The sequence below is a fragment of the Bacteroides intestinalis genome, assembly GCF_003464595.1.
Classification (GTDB): Bacteria; Bacteroidota; Bacteroidia; order Bacteroidales; family Bacteroidaceae; genus Bacteroides; species Bacteroides intestinalis_A.
This window is the reverse complement of record NZ_QRZF01000003.1, coordinates 1-15,151: the sequence shown is the minus strand read 5'-3', so window position 1 is coordinate 15,151 and position 15,151 is coordinate 1. Positions and strand designations below refer to the sequence as shown.

Genomic DNA, 15,151 nt, shown 5'->3' with positions numbered 1-15,151 from the left:
ACAAGAAAACGCAGATTTTATTAACATTCGGTCACAGGAAGAGGATAAAAAAAGTCTATTTACTAGAGGGCTACTTATCAATCAGTTAGGCTATACATTACATCTTTTAGCAAAAATAAGATGGATTTTATTTGTTTATTCCACAAAAAGCCGTACCTTTGCACCCGTTAAACATCGCGGAGTGGAGCAGTTGGTAGCTCGTTGGGCTCATAACCCAAAGGTCATTCGTTCGAGTCGGATCTCCGCAACTAAATAAAAAAGACCGTTTTTCAACGGTCTTTTTTCGTATCCTGACAATACCTATCGTTATTTCACAACTACTGTCGCTGCTTCTTTCAGTTTTATATTCAATGAGGCACCTTCCGACTGAGGCATCCAAACTACCTGTCGACATTCGCCTTTCTCCAAAGTACATTTTTGATTGCCATGAGCATATAGATATTCCGTATCAACGTGGAACGAACTTGCATTCACATTCCAACTGCGTATCCCGTTCAGGTGCAGATGCAGGTTGTCTGCTTTGCCTGTATTAAATAGCCATGCACCATTTTGAATGGTCAAAGCTTTAAAGTTGCAATCATTTATGGTAGCATAATCTTGCACCACCAGAGATAATGAATCGCGGGTCAAACCTTCAACAGTCATTTTCTGGGCTTCAAGACTGGTCTGCAAGCACTGAACATGATCTGGTAAAGCTATATTCATCTCCTCAGAGCGCAAATTAAGCCAATACAGGTCCTGGTATTTCTGTTCAAGCTTATCATTAGGAAAATCAAATACGATACGTAATGTATCTCCTACTGAATTCATCGTCATGAATTCATCCATACCGGAAGCATAAGTGAAAGTTCCCTGTCCAGCTTCGGCAGGAGTAATCTTCAAAGGGAGCTCTCCAAATGTCGGCATTCTTATTCCTTTTTCTTCACCCTCACTCGTAGTGATGATATTTCTAATCGCCACCATCTGTATAACTTTGCACTCTGGCAGTTGAACTGTCTTCTTTTCTCCTTTAACATCCAGGAATATATTATTCCAATCCGTAACTTGCATAGAGGCATAGAATATGCTACCGCACACCACAACCAATCCGGCAAGCAACATTCCAAATATTATATAAGTAGTTCGTTTCATAATCTTCTTCTTTATTTTTGTTTCTTACTAAATTCCCGGTACATAGCTGACATGTCTTCTGCTGAAATACCGAGGGTATACATCTGCTTGAAGAAATAATCTACTTCTTCTTTAAGAAAATACTCTTTGCGCAATGAAAGGATTAACGCGCGAGCACCGGAAGCGACGAAATAACCGATACCACGTTTGTTATAGATAACCTCCTGCGATTGCAGATAATCATACGAACGCATCACCGTATTGGCGTTCACCTCTACCACAGCTGCATATTCTCTGACGGATGGTATGCGTTCATCTTCCTGGTATTGCCCAAGAAGCACCTCGTCACAAATGCGATCTGCTATTTGAAGATAGATGGCTTTACTTTCTTTAAAATTCATACTTACCAGCGGCTAATGATTTCAGATTCTTTAAAACGGAAATAGGCAACTACCCAGTTGAAGACGGCTATTACGAAAAAGATTACCGTAGATGAGAGTGTCATCGTTTCATCCGATACGGTCTGATTTACTCCACCGCTACGGCCTTCAAATAGCATTTTCGCTAATACTGAGCCTATCGCTATATAAACTATAGCAATCACAACAATAGCTGAAAAAGTCTTCACAAATGAATTCTTTGGCCAAATGGAGCTACCCAAAACAAACAGGGACTGTGCAAAGAAATAAGCACTTACTCCCAACATGAAATAATTGCAATCATCGAAAACCGTCCAGAATTGTTCTCTTCCCACCAGATGGGAAAGTGGAGTAGAAGCAATTATGCCTTTCAACTCGGGATAACTAATCATATAAACTGTTACACGTGTCCAGTCCGCCAGTTTGAAAGCTATTAGAAATACGATAAGGAAACCGAAAGTGAATACCAGCCAACGTGAGAAAAACTTTTCGAACATTGTGGCAGGAATCATCAACATAGCTATCCGATTCGTTTTAGTCTTCATACGCTCCATTATAAACGAAGCACTCAAAAGCCCCATGATAACAAGTGCCCAGACGAAAGCTCCTAACTCGAAATTCCAGATAGGATCTTGGCTCACTCTCCCATTTGCCTGTAGATGATTGTACTGGAAATATCCGTTCCATACGAAAGCAATCGCCATTATACCGTACATCATTACGAAGCGTAGCAAATTTGCCTTCCAACTCTCCACCATTTCTTTGCGACATAAGTTCACAAAACGGGGTGCACTAAAAAAGGTATCGCGTATCATTGTTCATTCTGTTTAGGGTGAAACATTCCTTTTATCTTCTCAGGGTCGGTAAGCGCAGCACCGAATAGCAATTCAAGATTGATCTCCGACTCTTCATCATCCGTATTCGGCAACATCAGGAAATTACCCTGTATGGAAGGAAGTGTGTAAATTGCTGCTTCTGCCAATTCGCGGTCATCGCTTTCAACGAAAAGAAACTTACTACAGATATTAGCAGTGGATGCGTCGAGCAAAACATGACTGTTATCCATAATCACCACATGATCCAGTATCTTATCAATATCCCGCACCTGGTGGGTAGAGATAATAATAGTTCTGTCGTCCGACATGCCCGAAGCAATAAACTTACGGAACTGGCTCTTACCCGGAATATCAAGACCATTGGTCGGTTCATCCATAATCAGCAGTGAGGTGTGGGTAGCTAATGCAAAGCTCATAAAGACTTTCTTCTTCTGCCCCATAGACAAGGCTCCCAAATCAATATCCTGCTCCATTTCGAAGTAATGCAGGTATTTCACCATGTCTTCCTTACTGAAACGGGGATAGAACTGACTATTCAGCTCCACGTAACTGACTAAAGATATAGAAGGTAATTCAAATTCTTCGGGAACCAGGAACATATCCTGTAGTGTGATAGGCAACCGACGGCGTACATCGGTATCATGATACATTATTTTCCCACTCTTAGGAGTAAGCAAACCGCTCATCAGATAAAGCAGTGTAGATTTGCCGGCACCGTTCTTTCCCAGTAACCCGTATACCCTACCTCTCTCTAACGAGAGCGAAAAATCGTGCAGGACTTCTTTTTTGCCCCGACGATAACTGAACGAAATGTTTTCTACCTGTAGCATACTTATATGTTTTTATAGGTGGCAAGGAAACAAGATACAAGGAGAAGGCCTTGTCAACTGGTATCTGATACCTTGTTAATTTCAATATTAGTGTATTAGTTTATTAGTACACCGCAAAGGTAGACAATCTTTTTAATAATCCAAACATTTACAGAAAAAAACATAAAAAAAGGAGGAGCTAAGAATCACTCTCCACTCCTCCCGACACGACAAACAACTAAAATTGTTGCTATTTGATGCCTTCCAACGCCTTTTTGGCAGTAGCATTGGTGGGGTCTATAGCCAAAATTTTATTCCAGAACTCTTTCGAAGTAGGATAGTCGCTCTTTAACAGATAGTAGTAGCCCAGATAACTGTAGCACTCTATCAACGCAGAGTTATACTTCGGTTCATTTTTACTCAGCAGCATGTCCATTACCTTTTCGTAATAAGGTTTCGCCAGCCCGTCAGTAGTTTCGGGGTCCATGGCAGAATTGGTCCGGGCACGCCACATTTCTCCCAGATAACTGTCGGGAGCTTGTTCGGAAACAAGGGTGAACACAGAGTCAGCAGACTGCAATGCCAGTTTACGGTCGGCAGGCTGCACGGCGAGCGAGTCCGAAGACGTGCCCTGTCCGTAATAAAGACGTCCTAACTGGAATAATGTTTCAGGAGTCTTCTTGTCTTTGGCTAATGCATCGTAGTATTTATGGTACGCAGCAATAGCCTCTGCATAATTATTATTCATTTCATGGGCATCGGAGATTTCACGCCACAAGTCTACTTGCGTACCATCTTTCTCTAATGCCTTACCATATTCTATAATAGCTTCATCGTATTTCTTCAATGCACTCAGCAGAGCACCATAATAACGGTAATCCAAGTAAGAGTAATCTGCATGGTCCGAAGCATTAAAGAAAGCATGAGCAGCCTTCTCCGCATCTTCATAGCGTTTCAGATCCGTATTGTTATACATGACAAGACGGTTGAAAGCAGCGTGACGGGCATTCTTCTGCAAGCCTTTCTGAGCAACCTGTAATGACTTCTCAAAATCATGATTCAGGAACAGTGCAAAAGCATATTTCAGCATATCATCTTCCGTAGCAAGAGGCGTATCGATGAACTTAGCATACATTTCAGCAGCCTTGCCGAAACGATTGCTGGAATAGTATACCTCCGCCAGTTCCCTATCGGCTTCCAGGCAATTCGGATCTACAGCTTTGAGTTGTTCCAACTTCTCAATAGCCAGTGCAGGACTGGCAGACTTATAAGCCTGTGCATACTTCAGATAAGCCTCCTTACAATTCGGATCAAAATAGATGGCTTGCTCATAAAGCTGGCAAGCTTGCCCTATATTTTTTTGTGCAAGAGCAATATCACCCTCCAACACAGATACCTTGGGATCTTTATTATTGGCTTTCTTCGCCATTGCCAGGTATTCCTGAGCTTCGGTAAGCTTTCCGGCATCCAGATAAACATGGGCTACGGAAGTTACAAGATCCACATTCTTTTTGTTTTTCCCTTTCAGCAATTCCCCTACTTCTTCAGAAGCTTGTGCAGGATTTGTCTGAATCAGGCTTTTCATTTTATCTACCCCAGCCTGCCATTCAGGTACAGGCGTTTGTGCGGAAAGTGTGCCGGCCAACAGCAACGCTCCCATACTAAGAACTAACATCGTTTTCATAATAGCATTCATTTTAGTTATTTATCTTTTATATTCACCACCCGTACCGGTTGGGTAGCGGGTACTAACCCCGACTTTAAAATAATCCGCTGTCCCCGGTCGGATGCGAGGAAAGAAGCAAATCCCCACGGAAGTGCACTCCGAGGATCGTTCAACAGGGCATAGATGCTGCGTGTCAACGGATAATCACCGTAAAACAAATATGCCTGATAGGGTTTGAAACTGTTTTCCGGCGTTGCCTTGTCGGCAGCGCTGACGGACATCACCCGTACTTCTTTGCTGAAGGAGAGTCCAGTACTGTCATTGCGGTCGCTCAGCCAATTCACGCCGATAATACCGATAGCATCAGGAGTCTTTGACACAAAGTCGATGACCTCTCTATTGGTCTTCAACGCCTTTATCTGATCTGACAATGGAGCACCCTTACAAATGGAATCTACAGCAAAACGAACGGTACTGGAATTCTTATTATCAAATACCAGACGAATATCCTTCAGCTGGGATGCCGGATAAATTTCTCTCCATTGTGTGGTCTTTCCCGTCAGGATGTCGCGAATATCATTCACGGTAATCAGCGTATCAGGATTATCTTTATTGGTAATCAACGCTAACCCATCCGTAGCAATCTTTATCTCCTGCGGGAAGAACTTCCGGCTGTTGAAAGAGTTCATCTCCTCCGGTGTCAGCCTGCGGCTGGTGATTGCCAACCGCAGACTGTCCTTGAGCAATAGATTGACGGCTTCTACTTCCGTCACATAACGGGGCACAATTCCTGCCAAAGGAAATACACCTTCAAATACATCCACTTCTTCCTGCACGATAGGCTGGAAACTTTCGTCCGCAGCAATTGCTATCACGCCGGAAGTGTACGTATCCGTCAGTCCGTCCTTAGGCTTACTTTGGCAGGCAGACACCAAAACCAGTATCACCGCCAAACCTAAAAGTTGAAGTTGTTTCACCGTTTTCATAACACACACATTATTGTAGCTTGAACACAACAGGTATCGTATATTTCACCGACACAGCTTTACCATTCTGCTTACCGGGAATCCACTTCGGCATAGACATGATCACGCGGACAGCTTCTTTGTCCAGATAAGGGTCTACACCTCTCAGTACATTCACATCACGTACACGTCCGTCGGCACCTACCACAAACTGGCAAGTTACACGGCCTTGTGTTCCGTTTTCCTGAGCGATAGTCGGATACTTCATGTTCTTGCTGATGAACTGCATCATCTCTGTCTGACCACCGGGGAACTGAGGCATTTGCTCTACCATATCGAAAACCTTTTCAGGTTCTGGTTCAGCCTGTGTTACCACTTGCTTCAAGTCGGCAATATCCTTACCGTTTGCCTCGTCGTTACCTTTCACGTCAGCAATAGAGATAGCTACCTTTGTTTCTGTCAATTCTTGCTGACTCTTAATTTCATCCTCATCTCTCACTTCTTCATCTTTCTTGATGACAGGAGCGGTAAATTTGATAGAACTCTTCAGTGCAGGAGGCGGGGGAGCAACCGGCTCCACTCTTTTCATTTCTTCCTGCTTAATTTCCGGTTCTTCCAATTGAGATAAGGTAGTCACCTCAGTCATCACTTCTTTCTGTTTCGGCGTAGCCATCTTAATCAAGGTAGGGATACTGAATCCTACCAATGCGATGACAATCACCAGTATCACAGCAATGTTATGACGCTTCGGAGATTTCTCTCTTAACTGATAAGCACCATAAGCCTTATTCTTGCCATTGAATATCAGGTCACACCACTCCGAAGAACTTAAATCTACTTTAGCCATATTCTTACTTTTTTAGGTGTTACACATTATTCGGCAATGTTCTGCGACAATTCTCCCTTGCTATCATAGTTCTTTATCAGGAACTCATCGGCTTCGGCGATATCCGTAATCACATACTTACCTATATTACATATCTGCATTTCATCGAGTGCATCAATCAGATTCATATACGAAGCATCATCGGTGGCTTTGATAATTACGGTCGGGGTATCCTTTCCGCTCTTAATTTCACCCAGTTTCTTCGCAAATTCTTCCTCTGATATCTTAAGATCCAGTTTCTGCTGTTTCAGTTCATTCACTTCATTTACAGCAGCTCTATTACGTTGCAAAAGCATTGCTCTCAAACCGTCTGCTTGATAGGTTGTTTCCTTCAGCGAACTGTAGTCCTTATAGTTGGGCTCTCCATCGTAATAATACAATTTATTGTCACCTCCCAACAGTAATGTGATAGCTTGTGAAGCCTTCACTTTCGACTGCTGTTCTTCTGTGACGTTCTTATCATTACTCGGCATGCTTATCTCCATAGTCTGAGGTTTACTCAGTGAAGTACAAAGCATAAAGAAGGTAATCAGCAACATATTCATGTCCACCATCGGTGTAAAGTCCACCCTGACGGTCATTTTCTTTTGCTTATTTTTTCCGCCTTTTTTCTTATTGCCGCTTTCTTGTATTTCAGCCATAATATTTCCTTTCTGTTAGTCTTCAGAAGTAGTCTTCAGAGAAGTAATCAGGTTATACCGGTTCTCTCTGAGGTCCTGAAGTGAGTTCATCACATTCTTGATTACGGAATAAGGAGTATTGGCATCCGCCTTGATGGCGATACGTAAATCTTTGTTCGTAGCACGGGCATTACGTACCCAAGCTTTAAACTGATTATCGATACTGTCGGTAGGTATCCCCTCATTCTTTAACACAGCGTCTTGCTGATCCTGTGGCAAATCAAGGTACTTCTTCATACTCTTCATCGGCACTCCGAAAGTAGATGCCAGTGAGAATTTCTTAGTTTCCTCCGGAGTGAAAGTCACCCCATATTCTTGCCCCATTGCTTCCAGCACCTCGCGCAAGTCAGACTGTTTGTCCAGACTCATAAACACTTTTCCGTCCGGATCGACCAATATCTGCAGGATATTCGTTTCCGGGATCTTAATCTCGGATACGGAGGCCGGAGTGGTAACTTGTACCGGCTCTTTCTTCACGAACGTAGACGTCAGCATGAAGAATGTCAGCAGCAATACAGTTACGTCACTCATCGCCGTCATGTCGATGAACGTACTTTTCTTTTTTATTTTCGCTCTACCCATAATTGTAGTATTTTAAAAGGGTTCGACCGATTTATTTATGCGTAGCTGCAAATGTCTGCACGATAGAGAAACCAACCTCGTCAAGGCTGTAAGTTAACTTATCAATCTTATTGGTATAATAGTTATAGGAGATAACAGCCAGTGCACCAGTCAAGATACCGAAAGCAGTATTAATCAAAGCCTCGGAAATACCTTGTGACAATGCCATTGAGTCAGCAGAACCTCCGGCAGCCAAAGCGGCAAACGAACGGATCATACCGATAACCGTACCAAGCAATCCCATCAATGTACCCAGAGTAGTGATAGTACCGATAATAGGTAAATTCTGCTCCATCATTGGCAATTCCAGCGCAGTAGCTTCTTCCAGCTCTTTCTGGATAGCAAGCAACTTCTGGTCTTTGGCAAGAGTCGTATCATTTTCCATTTCAGCATACTTCTTCAGAGTAGCATTTACTACATTAGCAACAGAACCACGTTGATTGTCGCAAAGTTCCTGAGCCTTCTTCATATCGCCAGCAGCCAGAGCAGCTTTAATGTTAGCTACGAATTTAGCCAATGAACCTTTACCGAAAGCAGCACCAATTGCAATGTAACGTTCAATACTCAGTGCAATAACAGTCAACAAGAGAGTCTGAATAACCGGAACGATGAATCCACCTTTATAGATAGTACCGAGGAAATTCCCTGGCAGCGGATGATTGTTCGGGTCATTGTTCATAAAGTTAGAGGGACTTCCCAACACAAAGTGAAAAATAAGCACGGCAATGATAAAGCAAATTACGATTACCCAACCGGCGGATTTGATGCCTTTAAAAGAGGCAGATTTCTTTTGAATAGTTTCCATGATGAAAAATTTAAATGGGTTTGTATTAAAATTGATTTTTTAAAATTATGCGCATGGATATAGTTCTCCCCTTCACAGCATGAACACGCCGCTAACACCCGTATAACCTAACCCTAAGACATAGGGTTCTAAAAGGTCACCTACTTTCAGCCATATTTAGGGAAAGGAGTAAAGGGAAAAAGGAAAAACTAATAAAAGGAAGTTTAAATCACAATCCGTCGCAAAGTATAGATGTAGTATTCACTACTAAAAGAAGTGTAATGCGGATCTTTATCTGAATAGTATAATTTAGACTGATCGTGTACCAACAAGTTGTGGTGAGATGAAATTAGCAGAATCCCCTTCATAAAAGATGCAGTTTCAACAGCTCTGCGAAAACGATAGGGATTAAAAGAATATCTTTCAGAGATAGGTTTGTTTCCAAGTTCTGCATCCGTAGTCCACATAAACTTGGAATTAGTAAATAAGCTTCGTGTATTATTAGCGACATTATCTGAAGAAGCGTTCTTTAATGATGATGAAGAAGCACTCACCTCACATGTAGATGCTGCTTTATCAACCATCCCCGTAAAGTTGACGGCTCTGCTACTGAGACTATAGGTCACCATAAGTAGCACAAATACCAAAAATGTCTTTACAGTTGTTCTCATGTCGCTTTCAATTCTATTAGTAACAACAGCTAATGACTGTTTTTTGTTTTATTAAAATCGAATTTTCTTTTAATAAAAAAAATAATGTTCAGTAAATAAAGGATTTATAGTACCTTTTAAGACGAAGTAAAGGTACGAATAAAACACCAAATACGAAAGCGAAGATAAGATATAATTTCTTGATTTTAAGTAGTTTTAATCATTGATTTCGAACTATCATCAGGTGCTATTACATAGATAATACAACAATGCACATTCTATTATAAGTATGCAATTTAAATGCAGTTTCAGTATTTAAATACCCTTTCTATCAGCAAATAAAAGCCAGGGGAGTAAGTGAGAAAAAGGTTCCCTATTCTTATTATTAATAGGTAATATTGTTTACCTACCACATCTTCCTGCAAGTACTCTTCCTCCATGAGGAGGAGAATTGAACGGAACAGTAGAGGGTATAAATACAAAAAGCCCCCATATCGTTAGATATGGAGGCTTTCCTCTAAAAAACGGCAACTACCTACTCTCCCACTTGACGCAGTACCATCGGCGTGATCAGGCTTAACTTCTCTGTTCGGAATGGGAAGAGGTGGAACCCTGATGCTATAGTCACCTAAATAAGTTAGACACGATGTAAAAAGTAAAGATAAAAACTGAACGTATATATCCGCCATACAAGGCAAAGACCAAAAGTGAACGGGCAATTAGTAATGCTCGGCTATGATGTTACCACCTGTACACCTGCATCCTATCAACGTTGTAGTCTTCAACGACCCTAAGAAATCTAATCTTGTGGCTGGCTTCGTACTTAGATGCTTTCAGCACTTATCCAATCCCGACTTAGATACCCAGCAATGCACCTGGCGGCACAACTGGTAAACCAGAGGTCAGTCCAACACGGTCCTCTCGTACTAGTGTCAGAGCCACGCAAATTTCATACGCCCACGATAGATAGAGACCGAACTGTCTCACGACGTTCTGAACCCAGCTCGCGTGCCACTTTAATGGGCGAACAGCCCAACCCTTGGGACCTTCTCCAGCCCCAGGATGTGACGAGCCGACATCGAGGTGCCAAACCCCTCCGTCGATATGAGCTCTTGGGAGGGATCAGCCTGTTATCCCCGGAGTACCTTTTATCCTTTGAGCGATGTCCTTTCCATACAGAAACACCGGATCACTATGCTCTAGTTTCCTACCTGATCGACTTGTAAGTCTCCCAGTCAAGCGCCCTTATGCCATTACACTCTGCCGCCGGTTACCAATCGGCGTGAGGGCACCTTTAGAAGCCTCCGTTACATTTTTGGAGGCGACCACCCCAGTCAAACTACCCACCAAACAGTGTCCTCGAAACAACGAGTTAGAACTCAAATAACCAAAGGGCCGTATTTCAACAGCGGCTCCACAAATACTGGCGTACCTGCTTCAAAGCCTCCGGCCTATCCTACACATCAATTACCCAAATTCAATGTTAAGCTATAGTAAAGGTTCACGGGGTCTTTTCGTCCCATCGCGGGTAATCGGCATCTTCACCGATACTACAATTTCACTGAGCTCACGGTTGAGACAGTGTCCAGATCATTACACCATTCGTGCAGGTCGGAACTTACCCGACAAGGAATTTCGCTACCTTAGGACCGTTATAGTTACGGCCGCCGTTTACTGGGGCTTCAATTCAATGCTTCTCTTGCGATGACATCTCCTCTTAACCTTCCAGCACCGGGCAGGTGTCAGGCTATATACTTCATCTTTCAATTTGGCATAGCCCTGTGTTTTTGTTAAACAGTTGCCTGGACCGATTCTCTGCGCCCCACCTCGCAGTGGGGACCCTTTATCCCGAAGTTACAGGGTCAATTTGCCTAGTTCCTTAACCGTGAATCACTCAAGCGCCTTAGTATATTCAACCCGACTACGTGTGTCCGTTTACGGTACGGGTACCTGAAAGATTATGTTTAGCGGATTTTCTTGGGAGTATGTTTACATGCACTATTGGATTGTTCCGAAGAACGCTCCATACTATCAGGTTCGACTCTCAAGGCGGATTTGCCTACCTTGATCAACATCTACACCCTTCAACGAACTATTCCGTCAGTTCGCGGCACTGTCACGCCTCCGTCTCCACGTCACTCTTAAAGGTAGTACAGGAATATTAACCTGTTCTGCCATCGGCCTCACCGTTCGGCTGAGCCTTAGGACCCGACTAACCCTGATCCGATTAGCGTTGATCAGGAAACCTTAGTCTTTCGGCGAGGGGGTTTCTCACCCCCTTTATCGTTACTTATACCTACATTTGCTTTTCTACACGCTCCAGCAAAGCTTACGCTTCACCTTCGACGCAGAGTAGAATGCTCCCCTACCGATGTTTAAACATCCCATAGCTTCGGTAAACCACTTATGCCCGATTATTATCCACGCCAAACTCCTCGACTAGTGAGCTGTTACGCACTCTTTAAATGAATGGCTGCTTCCAAGCCAACATCCTAGCTGTCTTAGCAATCTGACTTCGTTAGATCAACTTAGTGGTTATTTGGGGACCTTAGCTGATGGTCCGGATTGTTCTCCTTTAGGACATGGACCTTAGCACCCATGCCCTCACTCCTGATATAGAACTAATACGCATTCGGAGTTTGTCAAGACTTGATAGGCGGCGAAGCCCTCGCATCTTATCAGTCGCTCTACCTCATATTAGTATAAATCAAGGCTGCACCTAAATGCATTTCGGGGAGTACGAGCTATCTCCAAGTTTGATTAGCCTTTCACCCCCACCCTCAGCTCATCCGGAAGCTTTTCAACGCTTATCGGTTCGGTCCTCCAGACAGTGTTACCTGTCCTTCAACCTGGCCAAGGGTAGATCACTTGGTTTCGCGTCTACTCCTTCCGACTATCCGCCCTGTTCAGACTCGCTTTCGCTTCGGCTGCAGATCTCAAGATCCTTAACCTTGCCGGAAAAAGTAACTCGTAGGTTCATTATGCAAAAGGCACGCCGTCACAGCTAAAAGCTGCTCCGACCGCTTGTAGGCGCATGGTTTCAGGGACTATTTCACTCTTCTATTCGAAGTGCTTTTCACCTTTCCTTCACAGTACTGGTTCGCTATCGGTCTCTCGGGAGTATTTAGCCTTACCGGATGGTCCCGGCAGATTCACGCAAGATTCCTCGTGTCCCGCGCTACTCAGGATACCACTAGGGTTCAATTAGCTTCGTATACCGGGTTATCACCGTCTATGACTGAACTTTCCAGATCATTCTACTCACTAACTTTCGTCCCACGACGTGGTCCTACAACCCCATACATGCCGTAACACATATGGTTTGGGCTATTCCCCGTTCGCTCGCCACTACTAGGGGAATCATTATTTATTTTCTATTCCTACAGGTACTAAGATGTTTCAGTTCCCTGCGTTTGCCTCCATCAAAAGATGGATAATATCTCTTCAAGATATTGGGTTGTCCCATTCGGAAATCCATGGATCAAAGGTCATTTGCACCTCCCCATAGCTTATCGCAGCTTATCACGTCCTTCATCGCCTCCGAGAGCCAAGGCATCCGCCATGCGCCCTTTCTTACTTTTAGTCTTACCTAGCCGTATGGCTCGATATATACTTTCAGCTTGTTATAACTTTACTTTTTTTTGTACATCATGTCAAAGAACGGTTGATAAACAAATTAATAATTAAAAATTAAAAATTAAATTTGTCATCAGAGTGGAGAATAACGGATTCGAACCGTTGACCCCCTGCGTGCAAGGCAGGTGCTCTAGCCAGCTGAGCTAATCCCCCTTCATTAATTAAAAATTATAAATTATAAATTAAAATGCGATGTCGTAAATTTAATTTTTAATTTTTAATTTCTAATTTAAGAAGTAGTCCCAGGCAGAGTTGAACTGCCGACCTCTACATTATCAGTGTAGCGCTCTAACCAACTGAGCTATAGGACTGTCAGTCAAACCCTAGCCTTGCGGCTCGGCTTCTACTTTCTCTTATATTTTAATAAACAATTACGCGTAGTCCAAGAGGTTCTGATGTAGCATGCAAAAAGAACCAACCTTTAATTTGTTATTGCAGAGAGTTTTTAATTATTAATTTTTAATTATTAATTTCAAAATCTCCGATTTTGAATCGAGCGTCGCTCCAGAAAGGAGGTGTTCCAGCCGCACCTTCCGGTACGGCTACCTTGTTACGACTTAGCCCCAATTACCAGTTTTACCCTAGGACGCTCCTTGCGGTTACGTACTTCAGGTACCCCCGGCTTTCATGGCTTGACGGGCGGTGTGTACAAGGCCCGGGAACGTATTCACCGCGCCGTGGCTGATGCGCGATTACTAGCGAATCCAGCTTCATGGAGTCGGGTTGCAGACTCCAATCCGAACTGAGAGAGGCTTTTGGGATTAGCATCACATCGCTGTGTAGCTGCCTTCTGTACCCCCCATTGTAACACGTGTGTAGCCCCGGACGTAAGGGCCGTGCTGATTTGACGTCATCCCCACCTTCCTCACATCTTACGACGGCAGTCTCTCTAGAGTCCTCAGCATCACCTGTTAGTAACTAAAGATAAGGGTTGCGCTCGTTATGGCACTTAAGCCGACACCTCACGGCACGAGCTGACGACAACCATGCAGCACCTTCACATTTGCCTTACGGCTATAATCTTTCAACTATATTCAAATGCAATTTAAGCCCGGGTAAGGTTCCTCGCGTATCATCGAATTAAACCACATGTTCCTCCGCTTGTGCGGGCCCCCGTCAATTCCTTTGAGTTTCACCGTTGCCGGCGTACTCCCCAGGTGGAATACTTAATGCTTTCGCTTGGCCGCTTGCTGTATATCGCAAACAGCGAGTATTCATCGTTTACTGTGTGGACTACCAGGGTATCTAATCCTGTTTGATACCCACACTTTCGAGCATCAGCGTCAGTTACAGTCCAGTAAGCTGCCTTCGCAATCGGAGTTCTTCGTGATATCTAAGCATTTCACCGCTACACCACGAATTCCGCCTACCTCTACTGCACTCAAGAAACCCAGTATCAACTGCAATTTTACGGTTGAGCCGCAAACTTTCACAACTGACTTAAGCTTCCGCCTACGCTCCCTTTAAACCCAATAAATCCGGATAACGCTTGGATCCTCCGTATTACCGCGGCTGCTGGCACGGAGTTAGCCGATCCTTATTCGTATGGTACATACAAAAAGCCACACGTGGCTCACTTTATTCCCATATAAAAGAAGTTTACAACCCATAGGGCAGTCATCCTTCACGCTACTTGGCTGGTTCAGACTCTCGTCCATTGACCAATATTCCTCACTGCTGCCTCCCGTAGGAGTTTGGACCGTGTCTCAGTTCCAATGTGGGGGACCTTCCTCTCAGAACCCCTATCCATCGATGCCTTGGTGGGCCGTTACCCCGCCAACAAGCTAATGGAACGCATCCCCATCGATTATCGAAATTCTTTAATAACAAAAAGATGCCTTTTCGTTATGCTATCCAGTATTAATCTTTCTTTCGAAAGGCTATCCCGGAATAATCGGCAGGTTGGATACGTGTTACTCACCCGTGCGCCGGTCGCCATCAACCTATTGCTAGGTCATGCTGCCCCTCGACTTGCATGTGTTAAGCCTGTAGCTAGCGTTCATCCTGAGCCAGGATCAAACTCTTCATTGTAAAAGTATTGTGACTGCGCAAATTAATAATTAAAAATTAATAATTAAAAAGCGACAGT

General features: G+C 43.6%; 11 protein-coding genes, 3 tRNA genes and 3 rRNA genes. 1 reads left to right on the top strand and 16 read right to left on the bottom strand.

All coding sequences use genetic code 11. The features are described from left to right. Positions 1 to 175 precede the first annotated feature (175 nt). Positions 176 to 248, top strand: a tRNA-Met gene (locus DWW10_RS04960). Positions 249 to 306: 58 nt separating this feature from the next. Here the strand turns inward: DWW10_RS04960 and DWW10_RS04955 are convergent. The 16 genes from DWW10_RS04955 to DWW10_RS04880 all read right to left on the bottom strand — a co-directional run bounded on the left by DWW10_RS04955 (position 307) and on the right by DWW10_RS04880 (position 15,093). Next, the gene (locus tag DWW10_RS04955; protein ID WP_118421425.1) at positions 307 to 1,131 is read right to left on the bottom strand and encodes a PX domain-containing protein; all 825 of its coding nucleotides are present in this window, start codon (positions 1,129 to 1,131) and stop codon (positions 307 to 309) included. Between the two features lie 11 nt (positions 1,132 to 1,142). Then, positions 1,143 to 1,511 carry a GntR family transcriptional regulator gene (locus tag DWW10_RS04950; protein ID WP_118222931.1) on the bottom strand — a complete coding sequence of 123 codons (369 nt, stop codon included), beginning with the start codon at positions 1,509 to 1,511 and terminating at the stop codon, positions 1,143 to 1,145. A gap of 2 nt (positions 1,512 to 1,513) precedes the next feature. Then, the gene (locus tag DWW10_RS04945) at positions 1,514 to 2,344 is read right to left on the bottom strand and encodes a hypothetical protein (protein ID WP_118421424.1); all 831 of its coding nucleotides are present in this window, start codon (positions 2,342 to 2,344) and stop codon (positions 1,514 to 1,516) included. Continuing rightward, positions 2,341 to 3,195 (bottom strand): ABC transporter ATP-binding protein, encoded by an 855-nt coding sequence (locus tag DWW10_RS04940; protein ID WP_118421423.1) that lies wholly within the window; start codon positions 3,193 to 3,195, stop codon positions 2,341 to 2,343. Before DWW10_RS04940 ends, DWW10_RS04945 begins: the two co-directional genes overlap by 4 nt. Before the next feature lie 229 nt (positions 3,196 to 3,424). After that, the gene (locus tag DWW10_RS04935; protein ID WP_118421422.1) at positions 3,425 to 4,870 is read right to left on the bottom strand and encodes a tetratricopeptide repeat protein; all 1,446 of its coding nucleotides are present in this window, start codon (positions 4,868 to 4,870) and stop codon (positions 3,425 to 3,427) included. A gap of 5 nt (positions 4,871 to 4,875) precedes the next feature. Continuing rightward, positions 4,876 to 5,826: a PstS family phosphate ABC transporter substrate-binding protein gene (locus DWW10_RS04930; protein WP_118222943.1), complete on the bottom strand. Its 951-nt coding sequence runs from the start codon at positions 5,824 to 5,826 to the stop codon at positions 4,876 to 4,878. 10 nt (positions 5,827 to 5,836) lie between these two features. After that, a complete protein-coding gene (locus DWW10_RS04925) occupies positions 5,837 to 6,652 on the bottom strand; it encodes an energy transducer TonB (RefSeq protein ID WP_022392321.1) in 816 nt (271 codons plus the stop codon). A gap of 26 nt (positions 6,653 to 6,678) precedes the next feature. Further along, positions 6,679 to 7,332 (bottom strand): ExbD/TolR family protein, encoded by a 654-nt coding sequence (locus tag DWW10_RS04920; protein ID WP_022392320.1) that lies wholly within the window; start codon positions 7,330 to 7,332, stop codon positions 6,679 to 6,681. Between the two features lie 15 nt (positions 7,333 to 7,347). After that, positions 7,348 to 7,953: an ExbD/TolR family protein gene (locus tag DWW10_RS04915; RefSeq protein WP_007667672.1), complete on the bottom strand. Its 606-nt coding sequence runs from the start codon at positions 7,951 to 7,953 to the stop codon at positions 7,348 to 7,350. A gap of 31 nt (positions 7,954 to 7,984) precedes the next feature. Continuing rightward, complete coding sequence (locus DWW10_RS04910; protein WP_022392319.1) at positions 7,985 to 8,797, bottom strand: MotA/TolQ/ExbB proton channel family protein; 813 nt, start codon at positions 8,795 to 8,797, stop codon at positions 7,985 to 7,987. A gap of 203 nt (positions 8,798 to 9,000) precedes the next feature. Further along, positions 9,001 to 9,447 (bottom strand): hypothetical protein, encoded by a 447-nt coding sequence (locus DWW10_RS04905; protein ID WP_022392318.1) that lies wholly within the window; start codon positions 9,445 to 9,447, stop codon positions 9,001 to 9,003. A 501-nt stretch (positions 9,448 to 9,948) separates the two neighbouring features. Beyond that, positions 9,949 to 10,058, bottom strand: a 5S ribosomal RNA gene (gene rrf / locus DWW10_RS04900). A 67-nt stretch (positions 10,059 to 10,125) separates the two neighbouring features. After that, positions 10,126 to 13,009 (bottom strand): 23S ribosomal RNA (locus tag DWW10_RS04895). 132 nt (positions 13,010 to 13,141) lie between these two features. After that, positions 13,142 to 13,215 (bottom strand) — tRNA-Ala (locus DWW10_RS04890). An 84-nt stretch (positions 13,216 to 13,299) separates the two neighbouring features. Further along, positions 13,300 to 13,373: transfer RNA gene (locus DWW10_RS04885), tRNA-Ile, on the bottom strand. 197 nt (positions 13,374 to 13,570) lie between these two features. Next, positions 13,571 to 15,093, bottom strand: a 16S ribosomal RNA gene (locus DWW10_RS04880). Together the 16S, 23S and 5S rRNA genes with 2 tRNA genes alongside form the textbook arrangement of a ribosomal RNA operon. Positions 15,094 to 15,151: the final 58 nt, after the last annotated feature.